24 protein-coding genes are annotated in these 25095 nt (G+C 63.8%); 15 read left to right on the top strand and 9 right to left on the bottom strand.

Translation table 11 applies throughout. The annotated features are described in order from the left end of the window. Nucleotides 1-5: 5 nt before the first annotated feature. The 6 genes from ispG to ACWHVV_RS14365 all read left to right on the top strand — a co-directional run bounded on the left by ispG (nucleotide 6) and on the right by ACWHVV_RS14365 (nucleotide 7622). Nucleotides 6-1121, top strand: a complete 1116-nt coding sequence (ispG, locus tag ACWHVV_RS14340) for a flavodoxin-dependent (E)-4-hydroxy-3-methylbut-2-enyl-diphosphate synthase (RefSeq protein WP_447926834.1) — start codon at nucleotides 6-8, stop codon at nucleotides 1119-1121. Nucleotides 1122-1178: 57 nt separating this feature from the next. After that, the gene (hisS, locus tag ACWHVV_RS14345; protein WP_447926835.1) at nucleotides 1179-2474 is read left to right on the top strand and encodes a histidine--tRNA ligase; all 1296 of its coding nucleotides are present in this window, start codon (nucleotides 1179-1181) and stop codon (nucleotides 2472-2474) included. 78 nt (nucleotides 2475-2552) lie between these two features. Further along, nucleotides 2553-3209, top strand: a complete 657-nt coding sequence (locus ACWHVV_RS14350) for a YfgM family protein (RefSeq protein WP_447926836.1) — start codon at nucleotides 2553-2555, stop codon at nucleotides 3207-3209. Next, nucleotides 3209-4390, top strand: a complete 1182-nt coding sequence (gene bamB / locus ACWHVV_RS14355) for an outer membrane protein assembly factor BamB (RefSeq protein ID WP_447926837.1) — start codon at nucleotides 3209-3211, stop codon at nucleotides 4388-4390. Before ACWHVV_RS14350 ends, bamB begins: the two co-directional genes overlap by 1 nt. Beyond that, nucleotides 4387-5790, top strand: a complete 1404-nt coding sequence (gene der / locus ACWHVV_RS14360; protein WP_447926838.1) for a ribosome biogenesis GTPase Der — start codon at nucleotides 4387-4389, stop codon at nucleotides 5788-5790. The genes bamB and der overlap by 4 nt, the downstream gene beginning before the upstream one ends. A gap of 1217 nt (nucleotides 5791-7007) precedes the next feature. Further along, complete coding sequence (locus ACWHVV_RS14365) at nucleotides 7008-7622, top strand: hypothetical protein (protein WP_447894131.1); 615 nt, start codon at nucleotides 7008-7010, stop codon at nucleotides 7620-7622. Here ACWHVV_RS14365 and ACWHVV_RS14370 read toward each other — a convergent pair. After that, nucleotides 7619-8476: an ATP-binding protein gene (locus ACWHVV_RS14370; RefSeq protein WP_447926839.1), complete on the bottom strand. Its 858-nt coding sequence runs from the start codon at nucleotides 8474-8476 to the stop codon at nucleotides 7619-7621. The two genes, ACWHVV_RS14365 and ACWHVV_RS14370, sit on opposite strands and share 4 nt — an antisense overlap. 76 nt (nucleotides 8477-8552) lie before the next feature. Between ACWHVV_RS14370 and ACWHVV_RS14375 the strand changes: the two genes are divergently transcribed. Then, nucleotides 8553-9356, top strand: coding sequence for a M48 family metallopeptidase (locus ACWHVV_RS14375; protein WP_447926840.1), 804 nt, complete (start codon nucleotides 8553-8555; stop codon nucleotides 9354-9356). Between the two features lie 33 nt (nucleotides 9357-9389). Here the strand turns inward: ACWHVV_RS14375 and aroE are convergent, their stop codons facing one another. From aroE to ACWHVV_RS14405, 6 genes are all read right to left on the bottom strand, one after another. Continuing rightward, nucleotides 9390-10208 (bottom strand): shikimate dehydrogenase, encoded by an 819-nt coding sequence (aroE, locus tag ACWHVV_RS14380; protein WP_447926841.1) that lies wholly within the window; start codon nucleotides 10206-10208, stop codon nucleotides 9390-9392. Beyond that, on the bottom strand, nucleotides 10205-11140 hold the full coding sequence (gene hemF, locus ACWHVV_RS14385; RefSeq protein ID WP_447926842.1) for an oxygen-dependent coproporphyrinogen oxidase: 936 nt from the start codon (nucleotides 11138-11140) through the stop codon (nucleotides 10205-10207). The genes aroE and hemF overlap by 4 nt, the downstream gene beginning before the upstream one ends. A gap of 82 nt (nucleotides 11141-11222) precedes the next feature. Next, the gene (locus ACWHVV_RS14390) at nucleotides 11223-12065 is read right to left on the bottom strand and encodes an oxygenase MpaB family protein (protein WP_447894135.1); all 843 of its coding nucleotides are present in this window, start codon (nucleotides 12063-12065) and stop codon (nucleotides 11223-11225) included. Between the two features lies 1 nt (nucleotide 12066). Further along, a complete protein-coding gene (locus ACWHVV_RS14395) occupies nucleotides 12067-12624 on the bottom strand; it encodes an L-threonylcarbamoyladenylate synthase (RefSeq protein ID WP_447926843.1) in 558 nt (185 codons plus the stop codon). A gap of 58 nt (nucleotides 12625-12682) precedes the next feature. Continuing rightward, a complete protein-coding gene (dprA, locus tag ACWHVV_RS14400) occupies nucleotides 12683-13804 on the bottom strand; it encodes a DNA-processing protein DprA (RefSeq protein WP_447926844.1) in 1122 nt (373 codons plus the stop codon). A gap of 26 nt (nucleotides 13805-13830) precedes the next feature. Beyond that, nucleotides 13831-14874: a LysM peptidoglycan-binding domain-containing protein gene (locus ACWHVV_RS14405; protein ID WP_447926845.1), complete on the bottom strand. Its 1044-nt coding sequence runs from the start codon at nucleotides 14872-14874 to the stop codon at nucleotides 13831-13833. Between the two features lie 242 nt (nucleotides 14875-15116). Here ACWHVV_RS14405 and def point away from each other — a divergent pair, with 242 nt between their 5' ends. From def to ACWHVV_RS14445, 8 genes are all read left to right on the top strand, one after another. Next, nucleotides 15117-15626 (top strand): peptide deformylase, encoded by a 510-nt coding sequence (gene def, locus ACWHVV_RS14410; RefSeq protein WP_447926846.1) that lies wholly within the window; start codon nucleotides 15117-15119, stop codon nucleotides 15624-15626. 78 nt (nucleotides 15627-15704) lie between these two features. Continuing rightward, nucleotides 15705-16700, top strand: a complete 996-nt coding sequence (fmt, locus tag ACWHVV_RS14415; RefSeq protein WP_447926847.1) for a methionyl-tRNA formyltransferase — start codon at nucleotides 15705-15707, stop codon at nucleotides 16698-16700. Next, entirely contained in the window at nucleotides 16697-18028 is a 1332-nt protein-coding gene (rsmB, locus tag ACWHVV_RS14420; RefSeq protein WP_447926848.1) for a 16S rRNA (cytosine(967)-C(5))-methyltransferase RsmB, read from the top strand. The genes fmt and rsmB overlap by 4 nt, the downstream gene beginning before the upstream one ends. A 44-nt stretch (nucleotides 18029-18072) precedes the next feature. Then, nucleotides 18073-18279, top strand: coding sequence for a dodecin (locus tag ACWHVV_RS14425; RefSeq protein ID WP_447529743.1), 207 nt, complete (start codon nucleotides 18073-18075; stop codon nucleotides 18277-18279). Between the two features lie 114 nt (nucleotides 18280-18393). Next, a complete protein-coding gene (gene trkA / locus ACWHVV_RS14430) occupies nucleotides 18394-19767 on the top strand; it encodes a Trk system potassium transporter TrkA (protein ID WP_447926849.1) in 1374 nt (457 codons plus the stop codon). A 26-nt stretch (nucleotides 19768-19793) separates the two neighbouring features. Beyond that, nucleotides 19794-21242 carry a TrkH family potassium uptake protein gene (locus ACWHVV_RS14435; RefSeq protein ID WP_447926850.1) on the top strand — a complete coding sequence of 483 codons (1449 nt, stop codon included), beginning with the start codon at nucleotides 19794-19796 and terminating at the stop codon, nucleotides 21240-21242. 33 nt (nucleotides 21243-21275) lie between these two features. Further along, nucleotides 21276-22526: a TraB/GumN family protein gene (locus tag ACWHVV_RS14440; RefSeq protein ID WP_447926851.1), complete on the top strand. Its 1251-nt coding sequence runs from the start codon at nucleotides 21276-21278 to the stop codon at nucleotides 22524-22526. Beyond that, the gene (locus ACWHVV_RS14445) at nucleotides 22523-23419 is read left to right on the top strand and encodes a DMT family transporter (protein ID WP_447926852.1); all 897 of its coding nucleotides are present in this window, start codon (nucleotides 22523-22525) and stop codon (nucleotides 23417-23419) included. Before ACWHVV_RS14440 ends, ACWHVV_RS14445 begins: the two co-directional genes overlap by 4 nt. Here ACWHVV_RS14445 and ACWHVV_RS14450 read toward each other — a convergent pair. Then, entirely contained in the window at nucleotides 23416-24162 is a 747-nt protein-coding gene (locus ACWHVV_RS14450; RefSeq protein ID WP_447926853.1) for a tRNA-uridine aminocarboxypropyltransferase, read from the bottom strand. The genes ACWHVV_RS14445 and ACWHVV_RS14450 overlap by 4 nt on opposite strands. Before the next feature lie 125 nt (nucleotides 24163-24287). Continuing rightward, the gene (locus ACWHVV_RS14455) at nucleotides 24288-25037 is read right to left on the bottom strand and encodes an SIR2 family NAD-dependent protein deacylase (protein WP_447926854.1); all 750 of its coding nucleotides are present in this window, start codon (nucleotides 25035-25037) and stop codon (nucleotides 24288-24290) included. Nucleotides 25038-25095 lie beyond the last annotated feature (58 nt).

Below are 25095 nucleotides of genomic sequence, written 5' to 3' on the forward strand. Positions count from 1 at the left end.
GTCTTATGCACGCCCCTTCTCCAATCAAACGCCGAGTGTCCCGCCAGATCCACGTTGGCAAGGTGCCGGTAGGCGGCGATGCACCGATTGCGGTGCAGAGCATGACCAATACCGACACCCTGGACGTGGACGCCACCGTCGGCCAGATCCAGCAGCTGGAAAAAGCCGGCGCCGATATCGTGCGCGTATCAGTACCGGACATGGACGCCGCCGAAGCCTTTGGCCGCATCAAGCAACGCGTTGACGTGCCGCTGGTGGCGGATATCCACTTCGACTACAAGATCGCCCTGCGCGTCGCCGAGCTGGGGGTGGACTGCCTGCGCATCAACCCCGGCAACATCGGCCGGGAAGATCGCGTCAAGGCGGTGGTCAACGCCGCCCGGGATAACGGCATTCCGATTCGTATCGGCGTCAACGCGGGCTCGCTCGAGAAAGACCTGCAGAAGAAGTACGGCGAGCCGACCCCGGAAGCGCTGGTGGAATCCGCCATGCGCCACATCGACTACCTCGACCGGCTCGATTTCCACGATTTCAAGGTCAGCGTCAAGGCCTCGGACGTGTTCATGGCGGTCGCGGCCTACCGGGACCTGGCCAGCCGCATCGAACAGCCCCTGCACTTGGGCATTACCGAAGCCGGCGGACTGCGCTCGGGCACGGTGAAATCGTCGATCGGCCTTGGCATGCTGTTGATGGATGGCATCGGCGATACCATTCGCGTGTCGCTGGCCGCCGACCCGGTCGAGGAGATCAAGGTCGGTTTCGACATGCTCAAGAGCTTGAAGCTGCGCGCCAAGGGGATCAACTTCATCGCCTGCCCCAGCTGCTCGCGCCAGAACTTCGACGTCATCGACACCATGAACCAGCTCGAAGAGCGCCTGGAAGACGTGATGACGCCGCTCAATGTTTCGGTAATCGGCTGCGTGGTCAACGGCCCCGGCGAGGCCAAGGAGACCGATATCGGTCTGACCGGCGGCTCACCGGCCAACCTGGTCTATATCGACGGTAAACCGGCCAGCAAACTACGCAACGACCACCTGGTCGACGACCTGGAAGCGATGATCCGCGAAAAAGTTCGCCTCAAACAGCAGCAACAAGACGACGTCATCACGCGTAGCGTGTAACGCCGTAAAAGACGGGCAGCCCCGCAAGAGGCTGCCCGTGCTTATAAGGAGTCTTCATTGAGCAAGTCCGGTGCTAAAAAGATTCAAGCCATTCGTGGTATGAACGATCTATTGCCCAGCGAGAGCCCTCGCTGGCAATTTTTTGAGGCGAAGGTGCGCAACCTGATGCAGCGCTACGCTTTTGATGAAATCCGCATGCCGATCGTCGAGCAAACCGCGCTGTTCGCCCGTTCGATCGGTGAAGTGACCGACATCGTCGAAAAAGAGATGTACACCTTCGAGGACCGAAACGGCGACAGCCTGACGCTGCGCCCGGAAGGCACCGCCAGCTGCGTGCGCGCCGCCATGGAGCACGGCCTGCTCTACAACCAGACCCAAAGGCTTTGGTACCAGGGCCCGATGTTTCGCCACGAGCGCCCGCAAAAGGGCCGCTACCGCCAGTTCCACCAGGTCGGCGTGGAAGCCTACGGCTTCGAAGGCCCGGATATCGACGCCGAGGTGATTTTACTCTCGGCGCGTCTTTGGCAGGAACTGGGCCTAAGCGAGCACGTGACCCTCGAGCTCAACTCGCTGGGCTCGCTCGACGCCCGGGCGGCCTACCGTGACAAGCTCGTCGCCTACTTCAACGAGCACCAGGACGTTCTCGACGAGGACTCCAAACGGCGCCTGGAAAGCAACCCGCTGCGTATTCTGGATTCCAAGAACCCGGCCATGGCGGACATGCTCGACGGCGCGCCGCAGCTGATGGATCACCTGGACCAAGCGTCGCTCGAGCACTTCGAGCAGTTGACGGCACTATTGGAAGCCGCGGGTATCAAGTACGTGGTCAACCCGCGCCTGGTGCGCGGGCTGGACTACTACTCGCGCACGGTATTCGAGTGGACCACCACGGCGCTGGGGAGCCAGGGCACCGTGTGTGCCGGCGGGCGCTACGATGGCCTGGTCGAGCAGTTGGGCGGCAAGCCCACCCCGGCGGTGGGGTTTGCCATGGGCATCGAGCGGCTGATTTTGCTGCTGGAAACCCTCGATTTGGTCCCCGCAGAAGCTCTGGGCGGGTGCGATGTCTACCTGCTGGCGATGGACGATAGCGCCACCACCGCCGCGCTGACGCTTGCCGAACGGCTACGCAATGAACTGCCGAGCCTTGGCCTGCAACTTCACTGCGGCGGCGGCAGTTTCAAAAGCCGCATGAAAAAGGCCGATAAAAGTGCCGCCCGCGTGGCGCTGTTGCTGGGCGAAGACGAAGTGGCCAATCAAACGGTCACACTCAAGTTCCTGCGCGAAGAGCGCGAGCAGCAAACCCTCGAGCAGAGCGCGCTGGTCGATACGCTCGACGCACTCATCGCCCGCTAAGCGCTTGACCATTCAAAGGCCGCAAGGCCCGGTGGGCCAAACCGGCCTACCCACTATGCCAGAACAAGGAGGCCGCCCGTGGCGGAGCTGAGAAGCGAAGAAGAACAGCTTGATGTCATCAAGCGCTGGTGGAAAGAGAACGGCACCTCGCTGCTCGCCGGCGCTGTGATCGCTGCGGCCGGGGTATTCGGCTGGCATGCCTGGCAGAACTACCAGGAAGGCCAGGCAGCGGCGGCCTCGGTGCGCTACCAGCAGTTGATGACCATCAGCAACGCGCCGGAGCAGAGCACCGAGCAGTTCGAAACCGCGCGTAGCCTGGTCGACGAGATCAACGATGATCACGGCGGCACGCTCTACGCCGAGCTTGCGCTTTTGATCGAAGCACGCCTGGCCGTCGAGCAGAACGACCTGGACGGCGCTCGGGAAGCGCTCGAGCGCGCGGCGAACAACGCCTCGCGGGATTACGTGAAAAGCCTTGCCCAGCTGCGTCTGGCCCGGGTGGAAATCGCCCAGGGTAACCCGGACCGGGCGCTGTCGCTGCTGGACGAGCCGATGGCCGACTCGCTGGCCGCGCAGCGCTTTGACGCCCGCGGCGACGCCTATGCAGCCCTAGGCGATACCGATAACGCCCGCACGGCCTGGCAAGAAGCCCTGGCCCTGGATGGTCAGAACCAGTCGCTTTACGGCATTCAGTTTAAGCTAGACGACCTTGGCGCCGAGGAGGCGACCTCCTGATGACGATCAGCCTTTCAAAACCGTTATTCAATAAAGCGCTTCTGCGCGCCACGCTAGGCGCGGCAGCGCTGGTAATGCTTGCCGGCTGCGCCAGCAAGAGCGAACCCGCTTTCACGCCGAAGGAGCTCACCAGCTTCAACGAAACCACGAACGTGGAGAACGTCTGGCGACAAAGCGTCGGCGACGGCCTGGGGCGCGCTCGCTACCCCATCGAGCCCACCCGCGAAGGCAACACCGTGTTCGCCGCCGACGCCCAGGGCGTGGTCATGGCGTTCAACGCCAATAACGGCGAACGCCAATGGCGTATCGAGCTCGACACGCCGTTATCCAGTGCGCTGAACGCCATTGCCGGCCAGCTATATCTTGCTACGCGCAACGGCGAAGTGATCGCGATCGACCAAAACGATGGCAGCATCAACTGGCGTTCGCGGGTCTCCAGCGAAGTACTCGCCGCGCCCCAGGCCAATCAGCAGCTGCTGGTCGTGCAAAGCGTCGACGGCCAAATTACCGCGCTCGATCGCCAAACCGGCCAGGAGCGCTGGGTCTACACCAGCTCCCAGCCTGCGCTTACGCTGCGGGGTACCGGCACACCGATGGTGATCGACCCGGTCACGTTCGTGGGTCTGGCCAACGGCCGCCTGGCTACGCTTGATAACCGTAGCGGCCAGCCGCTTTGGGACATGCAGATCGCCACACCCCGCGGGCGCAGCGAAGTCGAGCGGCTGGTGGATCTTTCCGGCCAGCCAGTCCTAAGCCAGGACGGGCGCCTGTTCGTCACCAGCTATAACGGCCGCGTCGTAGCCCTCGAGGCGACCCAGGGCGGCACGCTTTGGGAGACCAGCCTCTCTAGCCGCCACACGCCGGTACTCGTCGGCAATACGCTGTTCGTCGTCACCGACGACAGTCAGGTCGTGGCGCTGGATGCCAACAGCGGCCAGGAAATCTGGCGCAACGACGACCTGGAAGATCGCTGGCTGACCGCCCCCGCCTTTGCCGATGGTCGCCTGGTCGTCGGTGACTTCGAAGGTTACGTGCATCTCATCGATGCCCGCGAAGGCAACATTGTCGGCCGTACCCGGGTGCACAAGTCGGGCATCACCCTGCGCCCGGTCACCGAAGGCAGCACCATTCATGTACAGGCCAACAATGGCCGGCTGCAAACGTTGGAACTCACTCCATGACACCCGTCATCGCTCTAGTCGGTCGGCCCAATGTGGGCAAATCGACGCTGTTTAACCGCCTGACACGCTCGCGGGATGCCCTCGTGGCCGATTTTCCCGGTCTTACCCGCGATCGTAAATACGGCAACGGCCTGCTGGGTAACAAGACCTACACGGTCATCGACACCGGCGGCATTAGCGGGGACGAGGAAGGCATCGACGCGGCCATGGCCGAGCAGTCGCTGGCCGCGATCGACGAAGCCGATATCGTGCTGTTTCTGGTCGACGGCCGCTCGGGGCTTAACGTCGCCGACGAGGCGATCGCCAACCACCTGCGCGTCAACCAGAAGAAAACCTGGCTGGTGGTCAATAAAACCGACGGGCTCGAAGAGCACTCGGCGATGGGGGATTTTTGGGGTCTGGGCCTTGGCGATCCCTGGCCGATCGCCGCCGCCCACGGGCGCAACGTGTCGCTTTTGATGGACACCGTGCTCGAGCCCTTCCCCGCCCGCGACGAAAGCATTCCGGCGGATACCGGCAGCAAGGGTATTCGTATCGGCGTGATCGGCCGGCCCAACGTGGGTAAATCTACCCTGGTCAACCGGCTGCTCGGCGAAGACCGGGTGGTGGTGTTCGACGAAGCCGGCACCACCCGCGATGCCATCGAGATCCCCTTCGAGCGCCGCGGCAAGCCGTTCGTGCTGGTGGATACCGCCGGCGTGCGGCGGCGCAAGAACGTCAGCGAAATCGCCGAGAAGTTCTCGATCATCAAAACCCTCGATGCCATCAAGGAGTGCCACGTAGCGGTGATGGTGCTGGATGCGCGCAGCGGCCTGGTCGAGCAGGACATGCACCTGCTGGATTACGTGCTGACCACCGGCCGGGCGCTGGTGCTCGCGGTCAACAAGTGGGACGGTCTTGAGAGCGACGCCAAGGAGAAGATGCGCTCCGAAATCAAGCGCCGCCTGGGCTTTGCCGACTACGCCGAGATGCACTTTATCTCCGCGCTACACGGCACCGCGGTGGGGGATCTCTACCCGTCCATCGAGCGCGCGTTCGAGGCGGCCAACGCCCACTGGTCGACCAACCGCCTGACCACGCTCTTACAAGATGCCACCAGCCAGCATCCGCCGCCCATGATCAACGGCCGGCGTATCAAGCTGCGCATGGCCCACCAGGGCGGCAGCAACCCGCCGATCATCGTGGTCCACGGCAACCAGACGAGCTCCTTGCCCGAAGCCTACCGGCGCTATCTGACCAACACCTTCCGCAAGGTGTTGAAAGTCCGCGGCACCCCCATGCGTTTCGAGTTCCGCTCCGGCGACAACCCCTATGATCACATGGCCGGCGCCAGCGACAAGGAAAAAGCCAAAAAGCGCGAGCTGGACCGCACCAAGGAAGCACGCCAGAAGCGCCGCTAATACGAGCCTGACGCTTCTCTAAAAACGCCTGCTGAGCTATTCAGCGGGCGTTTTTTTATGGTGCCCGCCCACCCCGGCAGCGCGTTGCGCTGCATCGCTGGCTGAAGCCTGCTCCTACAATGGATGGGTGCACGGCTTTATTGTAGGAGCCCAATTCATTGGGCGATGGCGGCGCCAGCCGCCCTTACTCGATGGAACCTCCTGACGCGCCACGCCACTTAACCCCGGCAGCGCTGTGCGCTGCATCGCTGGCTAAAGCCTGCTCCTACAATGGATGAGTGCACGGCTTTATTGTAGGAGCCCAATTCATTGGGCGATGGCGGCGCCAGCCGCCCTTACTCGATGGCGCCCGCTGGTGCGCCAGAGCCACCTACCCCGGCAGCGCTGTGCGCTGCTTCGCTGGCTGAAGCCTGCTCCTACAATGGATGAGTGCACGGCTTTATTGTAGGAGCCCAATTCATTGGGCGATGGCGGCGTCAGCCGCCCTTACTCGATGGCGCCCGCTGGTGCGCCAGAGCCACCTACCCCGGCAGCGCTGTGCGCTGCTTCGCTGGCTGAAGCCTGCTCCTACAAGAGATGGGTGCACGACTTTATTGTAGGAGCCCAATTCATTGGGCGATGGCGGCGATAGCCGCCCTTACTCGATGGATCGCACTGACACGCCACCGCCCACCCCGGCAGCGCTGCGCGCTGCATCGCTGGCTAAAGCCTGCTCCTACAATGGAGGGGTGCACGGCTTTATTGTAGGAGCCCAATTCATTGGGCGATGGCGGCGTCAGCCGCCCTTACTCGATGGCGCCCGCTGGTGCGCTACCGCCTACCCCGGCAGCGCGTTGCGCTGCATCGCTGGCTGAAGCCTGCTCCTACAATGGATGAGTGCACGGCTTTATTGTAGGAGCCCAATTCATTGGGCGATGGCGGCGTCAGCCGCCCTTACTCGATGGAGCCTACTGGTGCGTTATAGCCACCTACCCCGGCAGCGCGTTGCGCTGCTTCGCTGGCTGAAGCCTGCTCCTACCACCCCTTTTGCCCCAGGCCCACCGTAGGAGCTGAATTCATTCGGCGATGGCGGCGATAGCCGCCCTTACTGGATGGGTTGCGTTCGCCCGCTTAGGGGCCATGTGATAAACCAGTTGACAAACATCACCGCTCTACCTCAAATGGCCTGGCTTTTCATTGCTGGCCCTACCACCTTTCGCCCTTCACAGGAGGGACTCATGGCTCATCTTGCGCGCCGTTGGCGCTGGCTAACGCTTCTAAGCCTGGCAAGCCTGCTCACCGGCTGTCTGGCGCTTCCTCAAACCAGCCTTTTTGCTTTTCGCTTGGCGGTCACGTCCTTGGGTGTCGAGAACGTGAAGGTGGGGCCTTATGATCTGAACGCGGGGTTCGACACTACTAACTTGTCGAGCCTGATCGCGTCCAGCCTGGGGTCGGGTAGTTTGCCGATCCAGGCGACCATGGCGCTGGGGCTTGGCCTGCCGGCGGGGATGCCGGCGGTCAATATGTCGGGGTTCAACTGGACGTTGGATATGCCCGGTGCGGATCCAGTCTCCGGGCGCTACGCCGAGGAGGTTTCGCTAACGCCGGGGGACGGGGCGAATTTGCGCCTGCCGGTGTCCTTCGACGTGCTGGCCACCGACCCGCAGCGTCTTCGCCCGATGATCAACCTGGCGCAGCAGTTGGCCTCCCACGGCTCGCTCCCCGCAGGCAGCGAGCTGGCGATTACGCCGGGGAACCTGCGCGGGCTTGGCATGACCCTGCCATCGGGGCTGTTCACGCCGACCATTCGCCTCAACGTGGGCCAGGACGGCCAGCTCACGCCGGTACGTTAAAGCCCCTGGCGCCCGACCCAGTGGGCGGCAAACTGCCAGGCGGCGCGCCCGCTGCGTCCGCCGCGCAGCGTGGCGAAACGAACCGCCTCTTCGCGGGCGGCGTCGTTCCAGGCGTCTTCGCCGCCCAGCTTTACGACCCAATGAGCGCAGACGTCCAGGTAGGTCGCCTGGTTGAAAGGATGAAACCCAAGCCACAAGCCAAAGCGATCCGAAAGCGAGATTTTCTCTTCGACGGCGTCGCCGTGGTGAAGCTCTTCCCCCACCAGCTGCGAGCTTTGGTTATCCGCCATCGATTCCGGCAGCAGGTGGCGGCGGTTGGAAGTCGCGTAGATCAGCACGTTCTCCGGCGGGCCGGTTAGCGCGCCGTCCAGCACGCTTTTGAGCGCCTTGTAGGCGTCGTCGTTGCCCTCGAAGGAAAGGTCGTCGCAGTAGACCACGAAGCGATGCGGAGTATGACGAAGCTCCTCGACCAGCTGCGGCAGGCTTGCCAGGTCATAGCGGTCGACCTGGATCAGGCGCAGGCCATCCGCCGCCAGCGTATTGATCAGCGCGCGAACGATCGACGATTTGCCGCTCCCCCGGGAGCCCCACAAAAGCGCGTGATTGGCGGGCAAGCCCTTCAAAAACGCCCGGGTGTTATCGAGGAGCGCCTTTTTTTGCCGTTCGATGCCGAGCAAATCATCCAGTGTCGTGGTATCGCGTGGCGGTACCGGCACCAGCCGCCCACCCAGCGGATGGCGCTGCCACAAAGCAGCGCTTTGAGTGGACCAATCCACCGGCGCCGGCGCAGGAGGAAGCCAGTGCTCGGCGCGCTCTAAAAGGCGTGTAAGGCGCCTGGTTAATTCGTCATCCATACTTGCCCTCCCAATACGTTATGATAAAACTACCGTCATCGAACCGTTCATACCATTTACCCACAAGGAATCTTTCATGCGTTGGCTTCGCCCTTTCGCCGTTACGGCTTTGTGCGCTTCACTTGCGGCCTGTAGCACCTCGCCGACCGGCCGCTCGCAGCTTCTGCTGCTCTCGGATGCCGAGCTCAATCAGATGGGCCAGCAGGCCTTCGCTCAGTACCAGCAGGATGTGCCCATGGGGGATCAGGCAAGCCTTCGCTACGTACAGTGCATCACTAACGCCATCGTCGATGTGCTGCCCAGCGAACAGCGCAATTTGGACTGGCAGGTGCGCGTATTCGAATCCGAGCAACCCAACGCTTTCGCGCTGCCCGGCGGCTACATGGGCGTGAATACCGGCATGCTCGATTTGGCCACCAGTCAGGACCAGCTCGCCTCGGTGGTAGGCCACGAAATCGGCCACGTGCTGGCCAACCACGCCAACGAGCGCGCCTCGACCAAGAGCGCGACCTCGCTAGGCCTTTCGATGATTTCGAGCACCTCGGGCATGCAGTCCGCGGGCGGCCAGCAGCTGATGGGCGTGCTGGGTATGGGCGCCGAGTACGGCATCGCGCTGCCCTTCTCCCGCCGTCATGAAAGCGAAGCGGACATCATCGGCCAGGACCTGATGGCCCAGGCCGGGTTCGACCCGCGGGAAAGCGTCACCCTTTGGGAAAACATGCAGGCGGCCTCCAGCGGCGGCGCGCCGCCGGCCTGGATGTCGACCCACCCAAGCCAGGACCAACGCATCAGTGGGCTACAGTCCGGCATGGGCCAGGCCATGGCCACCTATGAGCAGGCCAGAAGCCAGGGCCGCACGCCGAACTGCTCGCGCCCGTAGCCCCTAACGCGGCGTGCCCAAGGCGCGCCGCGTTCAGCCGGCAAGCGATTGCCTAAGCATCTCGCGCACCGACGCGGTATCCGGGCGCACGTTGCGCCAGAGGAAAAATGCCTCTGCGGCCTGCTCGACCAGCATGCCCAGGCCATCTACCGTGGTGGCACCGCGTGTACCAGCCCACTGCATGAATACCGTCGGCTCTGCCCCGTACATCATGTCGTAGGCGTAGCCCCCGGGGTTGAACAGCACGTCCGGTAACGGCGGCAAATCGCCGGCCAGGCTTGCGCTGGTGCCGTTGATCACCAGATCGAACGTGCCGAAAAGCGCGTGATACCCGCCCCCGCTTGTCTTGCCTAAATCCGCGAAATCCCGAGCCAGCGCTTCGGCCTTGTCAGCCGTGCGGTTGGCGATCACGATTTCCTGCGGGCCTTCGTTCAACAGCGGCTCGAGCACGCCGCGCACCGCGCCACCGGCGCCCAGCACCAGAATGCGCGCATCGCGAAGCGCCACCCCTTGGGCTTTTAGATCCCGCAGCAGGCCAACGCCGTCGGTATTGTCGCCATAGACGCGGCCGTTTTGGCCGTTGATCAGGGTATTCACCGCACCGGCGCGCCGGGCGCGCAGGCTGAGCGTATCGCACAGCGCAAAGGCATCCTGTTTGAACGGCACGGTCACGTTGGCACCATACCCGCCCTGGTGGCAAAACTGCTGCCAGGCGGCGGTGAAGCCGTCGAGCGGGGCAAGCTCGGCGGTGTAGCGCAGGGCCTGACCGGTTTGCTCGGCGAAGGCCTGATGAATCATTGGCGATTTGGAGTGTTTGACCGGGTTACCGAGCACACAGTAGTGATCGCTCACGGGCTCACTCCCAGGTTTTTGGCCTCGGTCAGCCAATCGCGCGGGGTCAGGTAGTCGTCCAGGTGCGCCTCGGGGCTGCCGGAACCTGGGGTATAGCCATACTCCCAGCGGGCCAGCGGCGGCATCGACATCAAGATGGACTCGGTGCGCCCGCCGCTTTGCAAACCAAACAGCGTCCCCCGGTCCCACACCAGGTTGAACTCCACGTAGCGCCCGCGCCGATAGAGCTGGAATTCGCGCTCGCGCTCGCCCCAGGGCGTATCACGGCGGCGCTCGATAATCGGCAGGTAAGCCTTTAAAAAGCTATCGCCCACGGCGCGCTGAAAGGCGAAGGCGTGCTCGAAATCCGGCGCGTTCAGGTCATCGAAGAAGAGCCCCCCTACACCGCGGGTTTCATCGCGATGCTTGAGGTAGAAATACTCGTCGCACCACGCCTTGTAGCGGGGGTAAACCTCGTCGCCAAAGGGCGCGCAGGCGTTTTTGGCCACCTGGTGCCAGTGCACCACGTCTTCGAACACCGGGTAGTACGGGGTGAGATCGATGCCGCCGCCAAACCACCAAACCGGTGCCTCGCCCTCTTTTTCGGCGATGAAAAAGCGCACATTGCCGTGGCTGGTGGGCACGTGCGGGTTCTCCGGATGCAGCACCCAGGACACCCCCACCGCGTGGAAGCTGCGCCCGGCCAACTCCGGGCGCGAGGCGGTCGCCGAGGGCGGCAGCGTTTCACCAAACACGTGGGAGTAGTTGACCCCGCCCTTTTCGAAAATCGCGCCGTTTTCGATCACCCGCGAGCGCCCGCCGCCGCCGGCTTCACGCTCCCAGCTCTCTTCTCTGAACGTGCCGCGGCCATCGGCCTGGGCAAGACCTTCGCAGAGCCGGTCCTGCAGGTTCATCAGGTACGTTTTAACGTCGTCAAGGTGCTCGTGGGCCACAGTATCTCCAAAGCCGTGCCTGAAAGGGTAGACGCTTATGGTAAGGGGTAAGGCGCAAGGGGTGAAGGGGCAATCGAACGGCTCAGGCGCGGCCCTGAAACCGCGTCAGCGCCCGGCGGTAGGCGCCGCTGCGTACCGCGCGGCTGATCAGGGGCATCGCGCCTTTGATGCTGGCGCGAACGAGCCGGCGCTGGAGCTTCGACATATCGAGCTCGAGCTGGCGCGCGGCCCATTCGGGCAGAAGGTCGATCCCCGCGCGCATAAAAAGCGCCCCGCCCGGGCGCAATATCAGATGCCGCGGCGGCGCGGCCAGCAGCACCTGGATCACATCCCGGGTGCGCTCATCGCACACAAGCTCGCCGCGCTTCGTTTCGAGGTACGCCGCGACCGCCTCTCGACTGTCGGGCACGTCGCGCGCGCCCAGTGCCTCGGCGATGCAGGCGGTTTCGAAAAAGTAGCGGTCCTGGTCGGCCGCGCTCAGGTTCGGGTTGCGGTATAGCAGGTGGCCGGCCATGAAGCGGCTCATTTCCGCGACGTGCACCCAAGTGAGCAGGTCCGGGTCATCGGCGGCGTACGGGCGGCCGTCGGCGGCCTGGCCGCGCACATGGGCATGCACCCGGCGCACCCGAGCAATCGCCTCTTCGGCCTGCTCGAACGTACCGAAACTGGTGGTGGCGATAAAGTCGCTGGTACGCCGCAGCCGGCCCACCATGTCGTGGCGAAAGTTGGAATGGTCCCACACGCCGGCCAGCGCCAGCGGGTGCAGCATCTGCAGTAAAAGCGCGCTGATGCCGCCGCACATCATCGGCGTGAAGTCGCCGTGGATGTTGCGCACCAGGCCGTCCTGGGGAAAAGGTCCCGGCGCCTGGCCGGCCCGCTCCGCGCCCAGCCGCGCTACCATGGCGTCCATCAGGAAGGTGCTCATATCAGGAGCGCAGCACCTTGCCGGAGGCCAGGTCGCGAATGGTGCTGGGGCGCGCCTCAGCGCCCAGCTCGCCGGGCAAAATGGCGCCAAGCTCCGCGCCAAACAGCATCTGCACCTCTTGCTCGGTCATGGCCGGTGGCTCGCCCGCACGGTTGGCCGAGGTGGACACCAGCGGCCCGCCAAAGGCGTCGCACAGCGCTTTCAAGCCAGGATGATTGGTGACCCGCAGCGCCACGCTTTGGTGGGCACCGCGCACCAAAGCGTGGCTGCGCCCGTTGTCCGGCACAAGCCAGGTGTTGGGGCCGGGCCAGCTCGCCGCAAGCGGGGCGTGCAGCGCAAGCGGGAGCCCGGCAAGCCAGGGGCCGAACTGCTCGATGCTGGCCGCCACCAAAATGACGCCCTTGGCGGGGTCGCGCTCTTTCATGCGCATCAAGTGGGTGAGTGCTTGCTCGTTGTCCGGGTCACAGCCAAGCCCCCACACCGCCTCGGTCGGGCACGCGACGACGCCGCCTTCGCGAAGGGCTTGGGTCGCGCGTTGAAGTTCCACCGTCGATCTCATCAAGGCCTCCTTTGAGTATTCGGCGTAGCCAGCCAACGTGGGTTTATCTTACCACGGCCTAGCCAAGGCGCACCCAGCCGCCCGCCTGCTGGGCTACAAGGCCATCGAGCTCCAGCATCAAAAGGCGCTGCTGGCACTCGCCCACGCTTTGCGCGGTATGTTGCACCAGCAGGTCGATGGGGGTCGGGGCCGACGAAAGCGCGGCAAGCAGCGCATCCGGCGGCGGGCTTTCAGCCGAGTGACTCATGGCCGTCAAAGATTCGGTTGGGGGTTGTGCCGGCGTTTGGGCTGCGGGCATGTACGCCGGCGCCCAGTGGCCAAGCTCATCGAGCATATCGTCAACGTGGCGTGCCAGGGTCGCGCCGCTTTTTAAAAGCGCCAGACTGCCCTGGGCCTGGACGTTATGAATCGAGCCCGGCACGGCGAAGAGCTCGCGGCCCTGCTCCAGGGCAAGCCTTGCACTCACCAGGCTGCCGCTTTTCTCGGTGGCCTCGACCACCAGCGTGCCCAGCGAAAGCCCGGTGACGATACGATTGCGCCGCGGGAAAAAAGCGGGCCGCGCTTTGGTGCCGGGCGGGTGCTCGGCCAGCACCAAAGCGCCGGGGGTTTGGCTTAGCTGCTCATAAAGCGCGCGGTGGCTCGCCGGATAGATGATATCCACGCCACCGCCCAGCACCGCCACGGTGGCGCCCCCTTCGTCGAGGGCGGCTTGCTGGGCCAGCCCGTCTACGCCCAGCGCCATGCCGCTCACCACGCACCAGCCGCGCCGGGCCAGTTCCCGGGCGAAGTGCCGAGCGTTTCGCCCACCTTCGCCGGTCGGCTTGCGGGTACCGACCATGGCGATACTCGGCCCTTTGAGCGCGTCGAGATCGCCCAGCGCCCAAAGCACCGGCGGCGGGTCGGGTAGCTCATCGAGTAAAGCAGGCCAGTGGGGGTGGCCCGGATGAAGCACGTGGCGCCGCGGCCCACCGGCGAGCCAGTCGAGCGTGGCGTTCACCCGCGCCTGCAGCGGGCTTTTAGAAGGATGATCGAGCCAGAGCCTTAGTGCACTTGCCGCCGGACCCGGCAATGCGGCAAGCCACCCCTGGGGCCAGCTGGGCTGGCGCTGGGTCAGCGCCTTGATGCGATGGGCGCCCATCCCCGGTAGCGCCTCCACGGCAAGCCATGCGTTCGTATCCATTCCCGCCCCCTTTTACACCTGTACACCTAGCGCTCGGGTGAGCGCACCTCGTCGCCTATCGCCAATACGTTGGACGCCTGCATGACCAGCGCATAGCTCATACGGTTATAGGGCTTGAATATCATGACCAGCCCGCTTTGCGTATTGGGCAGCTGAAAAAGCTCCCCGGTGCGCGGGTCGTTGATGAGCTCGCCCTGCTGGTCCACGCGCAGTACGTGGCCCGGCTGCAGGCCGTCCTCGGTCCCCAGGTCCAGCGCCACGATTTGCAGCCTGCCGATAAAACGCACCCCGCCGGGGGCGGCGATAATGTGCCCGGCCACGTCATTGAGCGGGGCGCGCGGCTGAAAATCCGCCTCGAAGGTATCGTCCAGCGTGAGCAGGATATCGTTGTTGCGCACCTCCTGCTGGGCGCTCAGCACCTTGACGCTTGCGATCTCGCCCTGCTGGCCGACCCGTTGCGCTTCGCCGATATAGACGAGCTCGCGCCCCAGGGTTTCGCCCTCGCCAGACAGGTAGGGCTCGCCGGGGCGATAAAAACCCATGCGCGTGTCCGCAGGGAGCTCGCCGCGCACGTAAAGCGTGTCACCAGCGCCGCTGATGAAGCGCTCGTTCTCGCCGCCCACCACGTAGCCAAGCTCGCGAAGCGGCTCATTGGCCTGTTGAACGCGGTGCTGGCGTAAAAATACATCGACCACCTCGCGGGGCAGCGCCGTTACGGCCTCGCGGGGCTCGACCCGGCGCACCTGGGGCGAAAGCTTCACCACCGGGCGCCCGGGCTCGAAATCAAAACAGGGGGCGCCGGCGCAGTCGCCAAGCACGAGGGTATCGCCTGGGTAGATACGATGAGGATTTCGAATCTGCGGGTTGGCCTGCCAAAGCGTGGGCCACTGCCAGGGGGCACGTAGAAAGCGCGCCGAAATATCCCAAAGCGTGTCGCCCTGTACGACGGTGTAGCGCTCGGGGGCGTCGTCGCGGATACGCTCCCAAGCCATTGCGGCACTGGCGGCAAGCGAGCCCCCCAGCAAAAGCGCGACGAAGGCGCTATAACGAAGGGATTTTTTAACGGCCATGGCGATTCCCTGAAAGGGGTGAGAGCGGTAGAAGACACGCCTGCGCGCATGCCCAGAAGTACCGCCAGCATGATATAGTGGCCTATAGTAAAGCACATAGACGCGCTAACCCAATTGAGGCAGGGGCGCGGGCGACTTTCAAGCGCGGTCATTGACCCGCCGCCGGAACCTGTCGCGGTTTTTAACCTCTATTCTAGCCCCTGTTTTGAAACCACAGATTGAATAACGGTGATAGTAACGCCATGGCTACACGTCCCATTCTCGAATTTCCCGATGAGCGCCTGAGAACCAAGGCGAAACCGGTTGAGACCGTTGATGACAGCGTCCGCCAGCTCGTCGACGATATGCTGGAAACCATGTACGACGCGCGCGGCATCGGGCTTGCCGCCACCCAGGTCGACGTTCACCAGCGCGTGGTGGTGATGGACGTCTCTGAAAACGGTGACGCGCCGCTGGTGTTGATCAACCCGCGCTACGAGCCGATCGGCGAAGAGAAAGAGCCGCTCTCCGAAGGGTGTCTGTCGATCCCCGAGCACTACGCCGAGGTGCCGCGTTTTCTCAAAGTCAAACTCAATGCCCAGGACCGCAACGGCGAGGCCTACGAGCTCGAAGCCGATGGCCTGCTCGCCCACTGTATCCAGCACGAGTACGACCACCTTGAAGGGGTACTTTTCGTCGACTACCTCTCGGCGTTGAAGCGCGACCGCATCATGAAAAAGATGCAAAAGCGCCACAAGCTGCAGGACGCCTAAGCGATCAAAAAGCCGCCCACCGGGCGGCTTTTACGCCCCTCTCGCTATTTTCTGAAAAAAGCCCGAACAGGTAGACCCATGCCCCCACTGCGCGTCGTCTTTGCCGGCACCCCGGATTTTGCCGAATCACACCTTGCCGCCCTGCTCGAAAGCGGCCACCAGGTGGTAGGCGTTTATACGCAGCCCGACCGGCCCGCTGGGCGTGGGCGCAAGCTTACCCCTGGCCCGGTCAAGCGTCTGGCCCTCGAGCACGAACTGCCGGTCTATCAGCCGATGAGCCTGAAAGACCCCGCCGCCCAGGCCGAGCTCGCCGCTCTCGAGGCCGATATCATGGTGGTCGTGGCCTACGGGCTTTTGCTCCCCCAGGCAGTCCTCGACATCCCGCGCCTTGGCTGTATCAACGTTCACGCCTCGCTGCTGCCCCGCTGGCGCGGCGCCGCGCCCATTCAGCGCGCCATCGAAGCCGGCGACGCGGCCTCCGGCGTAACCATCATGCAGATGGACGCAGGCCTAGACACCGGCGCAATGCTCAGTGAAATACGCACGCCGATCACCGAGCACACCACCGGCGGCGCGCTCCACGACCAGCTCGCCGAGGACGGCGCCAGGGCGCTGATCGAAACGCTCGACGCTTTGCGCCAGGCGAGCGCCACGGCCACGCCCCAGCCGCTGGAGGGCGTCACCTACGCGGCCAAGCTGAGCAAGGCGGAAGCCGAGCTCGACTTCACGCAAAGCGCCGATGTGCTGGCGCGCAAAATCCGCGCCTTCAACCCCTGGCCGGTCGCCTGGTGCGCGCTGGGCGATGAGCGCCTGCGCCTTTACATGGCCCGCGCCGAAGGCCCGGCCGCGCATTCATCCGCCCCGGGCACGCTGCTAGCCCACGGCGACGATCATCTGCGCATCGCCTGCGGCGAGCACGGCCACCAGGTGCTGTGCGTTAGCCACGTGCAGCTCCCCGGCGCCAAAATGCTGCCGGTCAGCGCACTACTCAACGCCCCACAGCCCCGGCTTGCCCCGGGCAGCCAGCTGGGCACGCCAACGATCGAACAGACGCATAACGGAGAGAACTCATGAGCGCCAAGCGCCCCCAGGAAGGCAGTGGCCAGGAAGTGCGCGCCGCCGCCGCGCGCGCGCTGACGCCGGTCCTCAACGAACAAGGGTCGCTGGCCGGCCTTGATGAGCACAGCGTGATCGCTCGGGACCGGGGCCTTTTAAAAGAGCTCTGCTTTGGTAGTTGCCGCCGCCTGCCGCGCCTTGAAGCGCTGGCCGCGAAACTTCTCAAGCAGCCGTTCAAAAAGCGCGATCAGGATATTCACGCGCTGTTATTGATCGGCATCTACCAGCTTTTGTACATGCGGATTCCCGCCCACGCGGCGGTGGGTGAAACCGCTGGCGCGGCGCGGCTTTTGAAAAAAGAGTGGGCCACCCGGGTATTGAACGGCTGCCTGCGCCGGCTTCAGCGCGAAAGCGAGGCACTGCAAGCCGAGGTGGACCGCGACGAAAGCGTGGCGTTGGAACACCCGCCCTGGCTTTTGAAAGTGCTGCGCGAGGCCTGGCCCGAGCAGTGGCGCGAAGTGGTAGAGGCCAACAACCACCCCGGCCCCATGACCCTGCGCGTCAATCAGCGCCAGCTCGACCGCGAGGCGTACCTTGGCAAGCTGGTCGATCAAGGGCTCGACGCGCACCTGTGCGCCCACGCCCCGGACGGCATCACGCTGGAAACGCCCTGCGACGTCTCGATACTGCCAGGCTTCAAAGAGGGCTGGGTCAGTGTTCAGGACGAGGCGGCCCAGCTGAGTGCGGCGCTTCTGGGCCCGGCGCTTGCGCCCCGCCCCGGCGCCCAGGTGCTCGATGCCTGCGCCGCCCCCGGCGGCAAAACCGCCCACCTGCTCGAGCAGTTCGATATCGCGCTGACCGCCATCGACATGGATAACCAGCGCCTGGCCCGGGTCGACGATACGCTCAGCCGGCTCAAGCTCAGCGCCGATTTGCGCCACGCCGACGCCGCCGAGCGCGACTGGTGGAGCGGCACGCACTTCGATGCTATTTTACTCGATGCGCCCTGTTCGGGCACCGGCGTGATTCGCCGCCACCCGGATATCAAAAAGCTGCGCCGTCAAAGCGATATTGGCCAACTGGCCAAGCTCCAGGCCTCGCTTTTGGATAACCTGTGGGGCCTTTTGCGCCCGGGCGGCACGCTTTTGTACGCGACCTGCTCGGTGCTGCCCCAGGAGAACGCCCAACAAATCGAGGCGTTCATCAGCCGCACCCCGGATGCGAAAGCCACCACCCCGTCGGACGTGGCCTGGGGCGAGACGAGCGGCCACGGCCGCCAGCTCTTTTCGCAACAAAACAGTCACGATGGCTTTTTTTATGCCAGGCTGGAAAAGCGTTTGGCGTAACCAGGCGCTCGAAGCCGTTTATTCACCACAAGGATGAAAATCGTATGAGTAATCATATCTACAAGCACGTAGAGATCACCGGCTCTTCTGAAACCAGCATCGAAGACGCCGTGCAAAACGCCCTCGCCAAGGCGTCCGAGTCGATCGATCATATGCGCTGGCTGGACGTCATCGATACCCGCGGGCATATCGAAAACGGCCGGGTAGCTCATTGGCAGGTGACGGTGAAGGTCGGCTTCACCCTGGATTAATTTCCTCACTGCTTTTCGACGGCGGCTGGTTTACACTGGCCGCCGTCTTTATTTGCGGCGCCCTTTCGCTCTTTTCATTAAAACGCCGGCGCTTTCAATGGAACCGATTCAGCCATGAAAATCATCATTCTTGGCGCCGGCCAGGTCGGCGGGGCGCTGGCCGAACACCTCGCGCGCGAAGAGAACGATATCACCGTGGTCGACACGGACACGGCCAAGCTCAGAGAGCTTCACACCAAGCTCGATATCCGCACCGTGACCGGCGCCGGTTCCTACCCGATCATCCTGCGTCAGGCGGGCTGTGAAGACGCCGATATGCTGATCGCGGTGACCAACTCCGACGAAGTCAACATGATCGCCTGCCAGGTCGCGCATACGCTGTTTCGCACGCCGACCAAGATCGCCCGGGTACGCGCCACGCCCTATCTTACCCGCAAGGGGCTATTCGCCCACGAAGCCATCCCTATCGATGTATTGATCAGCCCCGAACAGGTGGTGACCGACCACGTGCGCCGCTTGATCGAGCACCCCGGCGCCCTTCAGGTGCTGGAGTTCGCCGGCGGGCTCGTTCAACTGGTGGCGGTGAAGGCGTTTTACGGCGGCCCGCTGGTGGGCCAGGACCTGGCGTTTTTGGGCCGCCACATGCCCAACGTGGATACCCGCGTCGCGGCCATTTACCGGCGCAACCGGCCGATCATTCCGCGGGGCGATACGATCATCGAGGCCGATGACGAAGTGTTCTTCCTCGCCGCCCGGCGCGACATTCGCGCGGTGATGAGCGAGCTTAGACGGGTCGAGCGCGGTTTTCGCCGAGTGGTCATCGCCGGCGGCGGCAACATCGGCGAGCGCCTGGCCGAGCATCTGGAGCACAGCCACCAGGTCAAGATCATCGAGCACAGCCTTACGCGCTGCACGAACCTTTCCGAACGCCTCGACCGTACCGTGGTGCTGCACGGCAGCGCCACCAGCAAGCGGCTTTTGGAAGAGGAGAATATCGAGGATTGCGATATTTTCTGCGCGTTGACCAACGACGACGAGGTCAACATCATGTCGTCGCTTTTGGCCAAACGGCTGGGGGCAAAAAAGGTGCTGACGCTGATCAACAATGCCGCCTACGTGGATCTGGTCCAGGGCGGCGAGATCGACATCGCGATCTCGCCCCAGCAGGCGACGATCGGGAGCCTTTTGACCCACGTGCGCCGGGGCGACATCGTCAACGTGCACTCCCTGCGCCGGGGCGCGGCCGAGGCAATCGAGGCCATCGCCCACGGTGACAAGCAGTCTTCCAAGGTGGTCGGCCGGGCGGTGCGCGATATCGGCCTGCCCGAGGGCACGACCATCGGCGCGATGGTGCGCGGCAAGGAGGTCATCATCGCCCACGGTGACGCCGTGGTGGAAAGCGGGGATCACGTGATTTTGTTCGTGATCGACAAGCGCCGGATTCGCGACGTCGAACGGCTTTTTCAAGTCGGCCTTACGTTCTTTTAAACACTGTCCAGGAGCCGTTCGATTCCATGAGCCTGCGGGTCATTCTACGCATTTTAGGGCTGCTGTTGATGCTCTTCAGCCTTACCATGTTGCCGCCCACGCTGATGTCGCTATGGTTTCGCGATGGCGTCTGGTACGCCTTTATTAGCGGCATCGCGATTACCGTGGCCACGGGCCTGCTGCTCTATCTGCCCAACCGGCGCGCGCACAAGGAGCTGCGCATTCGCGATGGGTTCATCATCGCGGCGATGTTCTGGACGGTGCTGGCGTTTTTCGGCTCGATCCCGTTGATGCTGTTCGGCGACGCCGCCCTCGATTTCACCGACGCGGTGTTCGAGTCGTTCTCCGGGCTCACCACCACCGGGGCCACGGTGATTACCGGCATCGACTTTCTGCCCGAATCGATTCGCTACTACCGCCAGCAGCTTCAGTGGTTGGGCGGCATGGGGATCGTGGTACTGGCGGTGGCCATTTTGCCGACACTGGGCGTGGGCGGCATGGCGCTTTACCGCACCGAGATTCCAGGCCCGCTCAAGGACTCCAAACTCACCCCCCGCATCACCGAAACCGCCAAGGCGCTCTGGTACATTTACGCCACGCTGACCATGGCGTGCCTAGTGGCCTATATGCTGGCGGGCATGAACTGGTTCGACGCGCTCGGCCACAGCTTTTCGACCGTGGCCATCGGTGGGTTCTCCACCCACGATGCCAGTATCGGCTACTTCAACAACGCCGCCATCGAGTTGATTTGCGTCGCCTTCATGCTGATTTCGGCGTTCAGCTTCAGCCTGCATTTCATCGCCTGGCGGGAGAAGCGCCTGCTGCACTACTTCGAAGACCCGGAAGCGCGCTTTCTGATGCTGTTTCTAGCGGGGCTGGTCACCATCGCGACCTTCACGCTTTGGTTTACCGGCACCTACGACACCCTTCACGGCCTGCGCCACGCGCTTTTTGAGGTGGTCTCGGTGGCCACGACCGCCGGCTTTGCGGTGGCGGATTTTTCCGGCTGGCCCGGGGCGCTGCCGTTCATGCTGTTCGTGGCCGCCTTCATCGGTGGCTGCTCCGGCTCGACCGCTGGCGGCATGAAGGTGATTCGTATCATTTTGATTTTAAAACAGGGCATGCGTGAGGTAATGCGCCTGATCCACCCCAACGCGGTCATCGCGGTCAAGGTGGGCAAGGTGAGCGTGCCGGACAGCATCGCCCAGGCCGTCTGGGGCTTTTTCTCCGCCTACGTGATGCTGTTCTTTTTGATGCTGGTTGGCGTCATGGCGACCGGCGTGGATCAAATCACCGCCTGGTCCACCGTTGGCTCGGCGCTCAACAACCTGGGCCCGGCGCTTGGCGAGGCAAGCGAACACTACGGCGACATGCCGGACCTGGCCAAGTGGATTCTGGTACTGGCGATGCTTTTAGGCCGCCTCGAGATCTTTACCGTACTGGTTCTGTTCACCCCCGCGTTCTGGCGCCGCTAAGCCGCGAGGGCCCCCTTTTTTAGTGAGACAACCATGATTGATGACGACGCACCCTCCTCCACCGAGCCGCCCCAGGCGCTTCCGGCGACCAGCGGGCCCTTGAACACCGTTGAAATAGGCGCGACCCGCTACACCCTGCTGGGCACCGCCCACGTATCGGCCCAAAGCGCCGAGGACGTCACGCGGCTGCTCGATAGCGGCGCCTTCGATGCTGTGGCCATCGAGCTTTGCGAGGCCCGCCACCACAGCATGACCCACCCGGACGCGATGGGCGAGCAAGACCTTTTCCAGGTGTTCAAGCAGGGCAAGGCGGGCATGGTGGCGGCCAGTCTCGCCCTGGGCGCGTTTCAGCAGCGCATCGCCGACCAGTCCGGCATCCAGCCAGGTGCCGAGATGCGCGCGGCGGTCGAGGCGAGCCAGAACCACGGCTTGTCGCTTTTGATGATCGACCGCGACGTGGGCGTGACGCTAAAGCGTATCTACAGCAACGTGCCCTGGTGGCAACGCTTTTCGCTGTTTACCGGGCTGCTCGGCAGCGTCATGTCCCGCCAGGACGTGTCCAAGGAAGAGATCGAAAAGCTCAAGGAGGGCGACATGCTGGAGGCCACCTTCAGCGAATTCGCCGCCGAGTCGGAAAACCTCTATACCCCTTTGATTCGCGAGCGCGACCGTTACATGGCGCTGCGCCTGGCCGAGCAAGCCCCGCCCGGGCGCTACAAGAACGTGCTGGTGGTGCTGGGCGCCGGCCACTTGAAAGGCACCACGGAGCACCTGAATGCGCCGCTGCCCGAGACACCCAAAACCGAGCGCGAAGCGCTCGAGACCACGCCGCCGCCTTCCAAAATATGGAAGGCGCTGCCCTGGCTCATCACCGCCCTGGTGATTACCGGCTTCGCGATCGGCTTTTCGCGCAATACCGAGCTTGGCTGGCAGTTGGTGCTGGAGTGGTTCTTGATCAACGGTATTCTCTCCGGCGGGGCGACCATTATTGCGTTGGCCCACCCGGTCACGGTGATCACTACCTTCTTCGCCGCCCCGCTCACCTCGCTCAACCCAACGATTGGCGCCGGGTTCGTGGCCGCCGGGGTCGAGCTTTACATGCGCAAGCCCAAGGTGCGCGATTTCTCTTCGCTGCGCCACGACGTGACCCAGTTGAAAGGCTGGTGGAAAAACCGCGTGTCGCGCACGCTGCTGGTGTTCATTCTGGCAACGCTGGGCTCGGCGGTGGGCACCTGGGTGGCCGGCTTTAGAATCGCCGGTGCGCTGTTTGGCAGCGCCGTGTGAACAACATCGAGCGCGCGCCCTGGCAAGCGGATGCGCTGCTGCTATTGGTCACGATGGTGGCAGCGGCGGGCTGGATATTTTCCAAGGAGGCGCTAGCGGGTATGCCGCCGCTGCTGTTCATCGGCACCCGCTTTTTGCTTGCCGGGCTGGTGCTGCTCGGCTTTGCCTGGCCATCGCTTGCCAGGCTGCCCGCGCGGCGTATACGCCGCGGCCTGTTCGTGGGGGTGCTGTTTAGTGCCGCCATTGGCTTTTGGATTCTTGGGCTTAGCCACTCCGACCATCTGGGCGAAAGCGCCTTTATCAATAGCCTGGGGATTTTGCTGGTGCCGGTGGTCGCGCGGCTGCTGTTCGGTGACCGCCCGCCCCGCTCGACCTGGGTGGCGCTGCCGGTCGCCTTGGCGGGCTTTGCGCTGCTCTCACTCAACGCAGGCTTCCGGTTAGAAGCCAGCCAGCTCTACATGGTGTGCGCCGCGCTCTGCTTTGCGTTTTTGATCAACGTCAACACCCGCGTGGTGCGCCACGTACCGGCGCTGGCGCTCACCACGCTGCAACTGCTCGCGGTGGGGGTGGTGTTGAGCGTTACGTCGCTGCTGGTGGAACATCAGCCGGTGGTGCTCAGCACCTCGATTCTGGGCTGGTTCATGGCCAGTGCGCTGCTGGCCAGCGCCCTGCGCTTTTTCCTGCAGATCACCGCCCAGGGCATGACCACGCCCAGCCACGCCTCGGTGATACTCATGCTCGAGGCGGTGTGGACCGCGCTACTCGCCGGCTGGTGGTTTGGCGAAACCATGTCCCTGCTACAGCTTCTGGGGTGCAGCCTGATTTTCGCCGCGCTGCTGATCAACCGCTGGTTTTGGGTGCGCAAGGTGCTGCTGCGCTGGCTGCCTAACTAGCCCTGCGCCTTGCGCGCCAGCAACCGCCGCATGGCCGGGGTCGGCTCGTCGATCTTGCGATAGAAACGGCTCTCCGCGTAGCTATCGTTGAACACGTCGAAGTAATCGTCCAGCACGCTCGCCGCGTCCTCGTCGCCGGCCTGGCGCAGAAGCTCGGTGGCCACTTCCGCGGTGCACAGGTGCGCGCGGGAGGCGGGCTTTCTTAGCCGGTAGCGGGTTTCGCGCTCGGTATGTAGCGGCAGCACCGGCAGCGCGTCCAGGTAAGGGCTTTTGCGAAACATGCGCCGCGCCTGGCGCCAGGTACCGTCCAGAATGATAAATACCGGTATGCGCGCCTCCCGCTTGGCGCTGTGCACGGCGTCGATCCCCACCACGCGTTCGGCGTAGTCCGGGTGGTCATCCGGAAAGATCACGAAAGGCGCGTAGCGCGGGTCCTCGAGCAGCGCGATCAATTCCGGGTCCGGCGCGGTGCGATACCAGGTAAATACCCGGGTTTGCGCCAGCACATCGCCAATCAACCGCCCGGTATTGGTCGGCTTGTAATGCTCGAGGGAATGGGTGATCAGCCATACCTGGGCGTGGCTTTGCGCCACGGCCTTGTAGGGGCACAGGCAGTTGAGCTTGGGCAGGTTACAGCCTTCACAGCGGATCACGAAACTGCCACGCGCCTTGAACTCGCGCCGCGGCGGTTGAGGATGCTCGGCCGGCGCATCCTGTTCACAGGTAGTATCAGAGGCAGACATCCGCGCACCCAGTTAGTCAAAGGGCGCCGAGTATAAAGCAGCGCCCGGCGCGTGACGAGCCAGACCCGCCTGCCGGGGCCAGTGAAAGCGGGCGGGGCGCCCGAGACCCAACGCCCGCCCCCGGATCAGGAGAGCTCGAAACTCCTCTGGCGACGCCACTGGTTGACCAGCGCCGGCACGCCCTCTCCGGCGGTGGTGTTGATCGCCAGGACACCGGGCGGGGTCAGGGCATCCGCGTCCGGGTCGATCAGCGCGCAGGGGGTTTCCGCACCGATATAGGACAAAAGCGAGGCGGCGGGCATGACCGCAAGCGAGGTGCCCACCACCAGAAAGAAGTCCGCCTGGCTTGCAAGCTCACAGGCCTGGTCGAAAAGCGGCACGGATTCGCCGAACCAGACCACGTCCGGGCGCAGCTGGCTGCCTTTGTCGCACACCTCGCCCAGGGCGATATTACCGGTGACCGGGTAGCGCAGCCGCGCATCGACGCTGGAGCGCGCCTTTAGAATCTCGCCATGAAGATGCAGCACTTGAGAAGAGCCTGCGCGCTCGTGCAGGTCGTCGATATTTTGGGTAATGATCGAAACGCTGAAGCCATCCTGCTCGAGGGCGGCCAGCGCCTTGTGCGCCGCGTTGGGTTTGGCTTTACGAATCTGCGCGCGGCGCTGGTCGTAGAAGGCCAGCACGCGCTCGGGGTCATCGCGAAAGCCTTCCGGGGTGGCGACCTTTTCGACCGGGTGTTCTTCCCACAGGCCGTCGCTTGCGCGAAACGTCTTGATGCCGCTTTCCACGCTGATGCCAGAGCCGGTAAACACGACCAGGTGCGGCAACGACACCGCCTGTAAGTGGCTGCCGTCTGCGGGCTCGCTTGTCAACATAACGCCCTCCTTTGCCATTCAAAGGGCCGCTCGAACTAAAGTGAAGGCGGCCGGAAAT

This window comes from Vreelandella sp. EE27, assembly GCF_968206495.1.

Coding starts and splice junctions, on each gene's coding strand:
- ispG (WP_447926834.1), top strand. CDS start 6: ATGCACGCCCCTTCTCCAATCAAACGCCGAGTGTCCCGCCAGATCCAC.
- bamB (WP_447926837.1), top strand. CDS start 3,209: ATGACGATCAGCCTTTCAAAACCGTTATTCAATAAAGCGCTTCTGCGC.
- der (WP_447926838.1), top strand. CDS start 4,387: ATGACACCCGTCATCGCTCTAGTCGGTCGGCCCAATGTGGGCAAATCG.
- ACWHVV_RS14365 (WP_447894131.1), top strand. CDS start 7,008: ATGGCTCATCTTGCGCGCCGTTGGCGCTGGCTAACGCTTCTAAGCCTG.
- ACWHVV_RS14370 (WP_447926839.1), bottom strand. CDS start 8,476: ATGGATGACGAATTAACCAGGCGCCTTACACGCCTTTTAGAGCGCGCC.
- ACWHVV_RS14375 (WP_447926840.1), top strand. CDS start 8,553: ATGCGTTGGCTTCGCCCTTTCGCCGTTACGGCTTTGTGCGCTTCACTT.
- ACWHVV_RS14390 (WP_447894135.1), bottom strand. CDS start 12,065: ATGAGCACCTTCCTGATGGACGCCATGGTAGCGCGGCTGGGCGCGGAG.
- ACWHVV_RS14395 (WP_447926843.1), bottom strand. CDS start 12,624: ATGAGATCGACGGTGGAACTTCAACGCGCGACCCAAGCCCTTCGCGAA.
- dprA (WP_447926844.1), bottom strand. CDS start 13,804: ATGGATACGAACGCATGGCTTGCCGTGGAGGCGCTACCGGGGATGGGC.
- ACWHVV_RS14405 (WP_447926845.1), bottom strand. CDS start 14,874: ATGGCCGTTAAAAAATCCCTTCGTTATAGCGCCTTCGTCGCGCTTTTG.
- def (WP_447926846.1), top strand. CDS start 15,117: ATGGCTACACGTCCCATTCTCGAATTTCCCGATGAGCGCCTGAGAACC.
- fmt (WP_447926847.1), top strand. CDS start 15,705: ATGCCCCCACTGCGCGTCGTCTTTGCCGGCACCCCGGATTTTGCCGAA.
- rsmB (WP_447926848.1), top strand. CDS start 16,697: ATGAGCGCCAAGCGCCCCCAGGAAGGCAGTGGCCAGGAAGTGCGCGCC.
- ACWHVV_RS14425 (WP_447529743.1), top strand. CDS start 18,073: ATGAGTAATCATATCTACAAGCACGTAGAGATCACCGGCTCTTCTGAA.
- trkA (WP_447926849.1), top strand. CDS start 18,394: ATGAAAATCATCATTCTTGGCGCCGGCCAGGTCGGCGGGGCGCTGGCC.
- ACWHVV_RS14435 (WP_447926850.1), top strand. CDS start 19,794: ATGAGCCTGCGGGTCATTCTACGCATTTTAGGGCTGCTGTTGATGCTC.
- ACWHVV_RS14440 (WP_447926851.1), top strand. CDS start 21,276: ATGATTGATGACGACGCACCCTCCTCCACCGAGCCGCCCCAGGCGCTT.
- ACWHVV_RS14450 (WP_447926853.1), bottom strand. CDS start 24,162: ATGTCTGCCTCTGATACTACCTGTGAACAGGATGCGCCGGCCGAGCAT.
- ACWHVV_RS14455 (WP_447926854.1), bottom strand. CDS start 25,037: ATGTTGACAAGCGAGCCCGCAGACGGCAGCCACTTACAGGCGGTGTCG.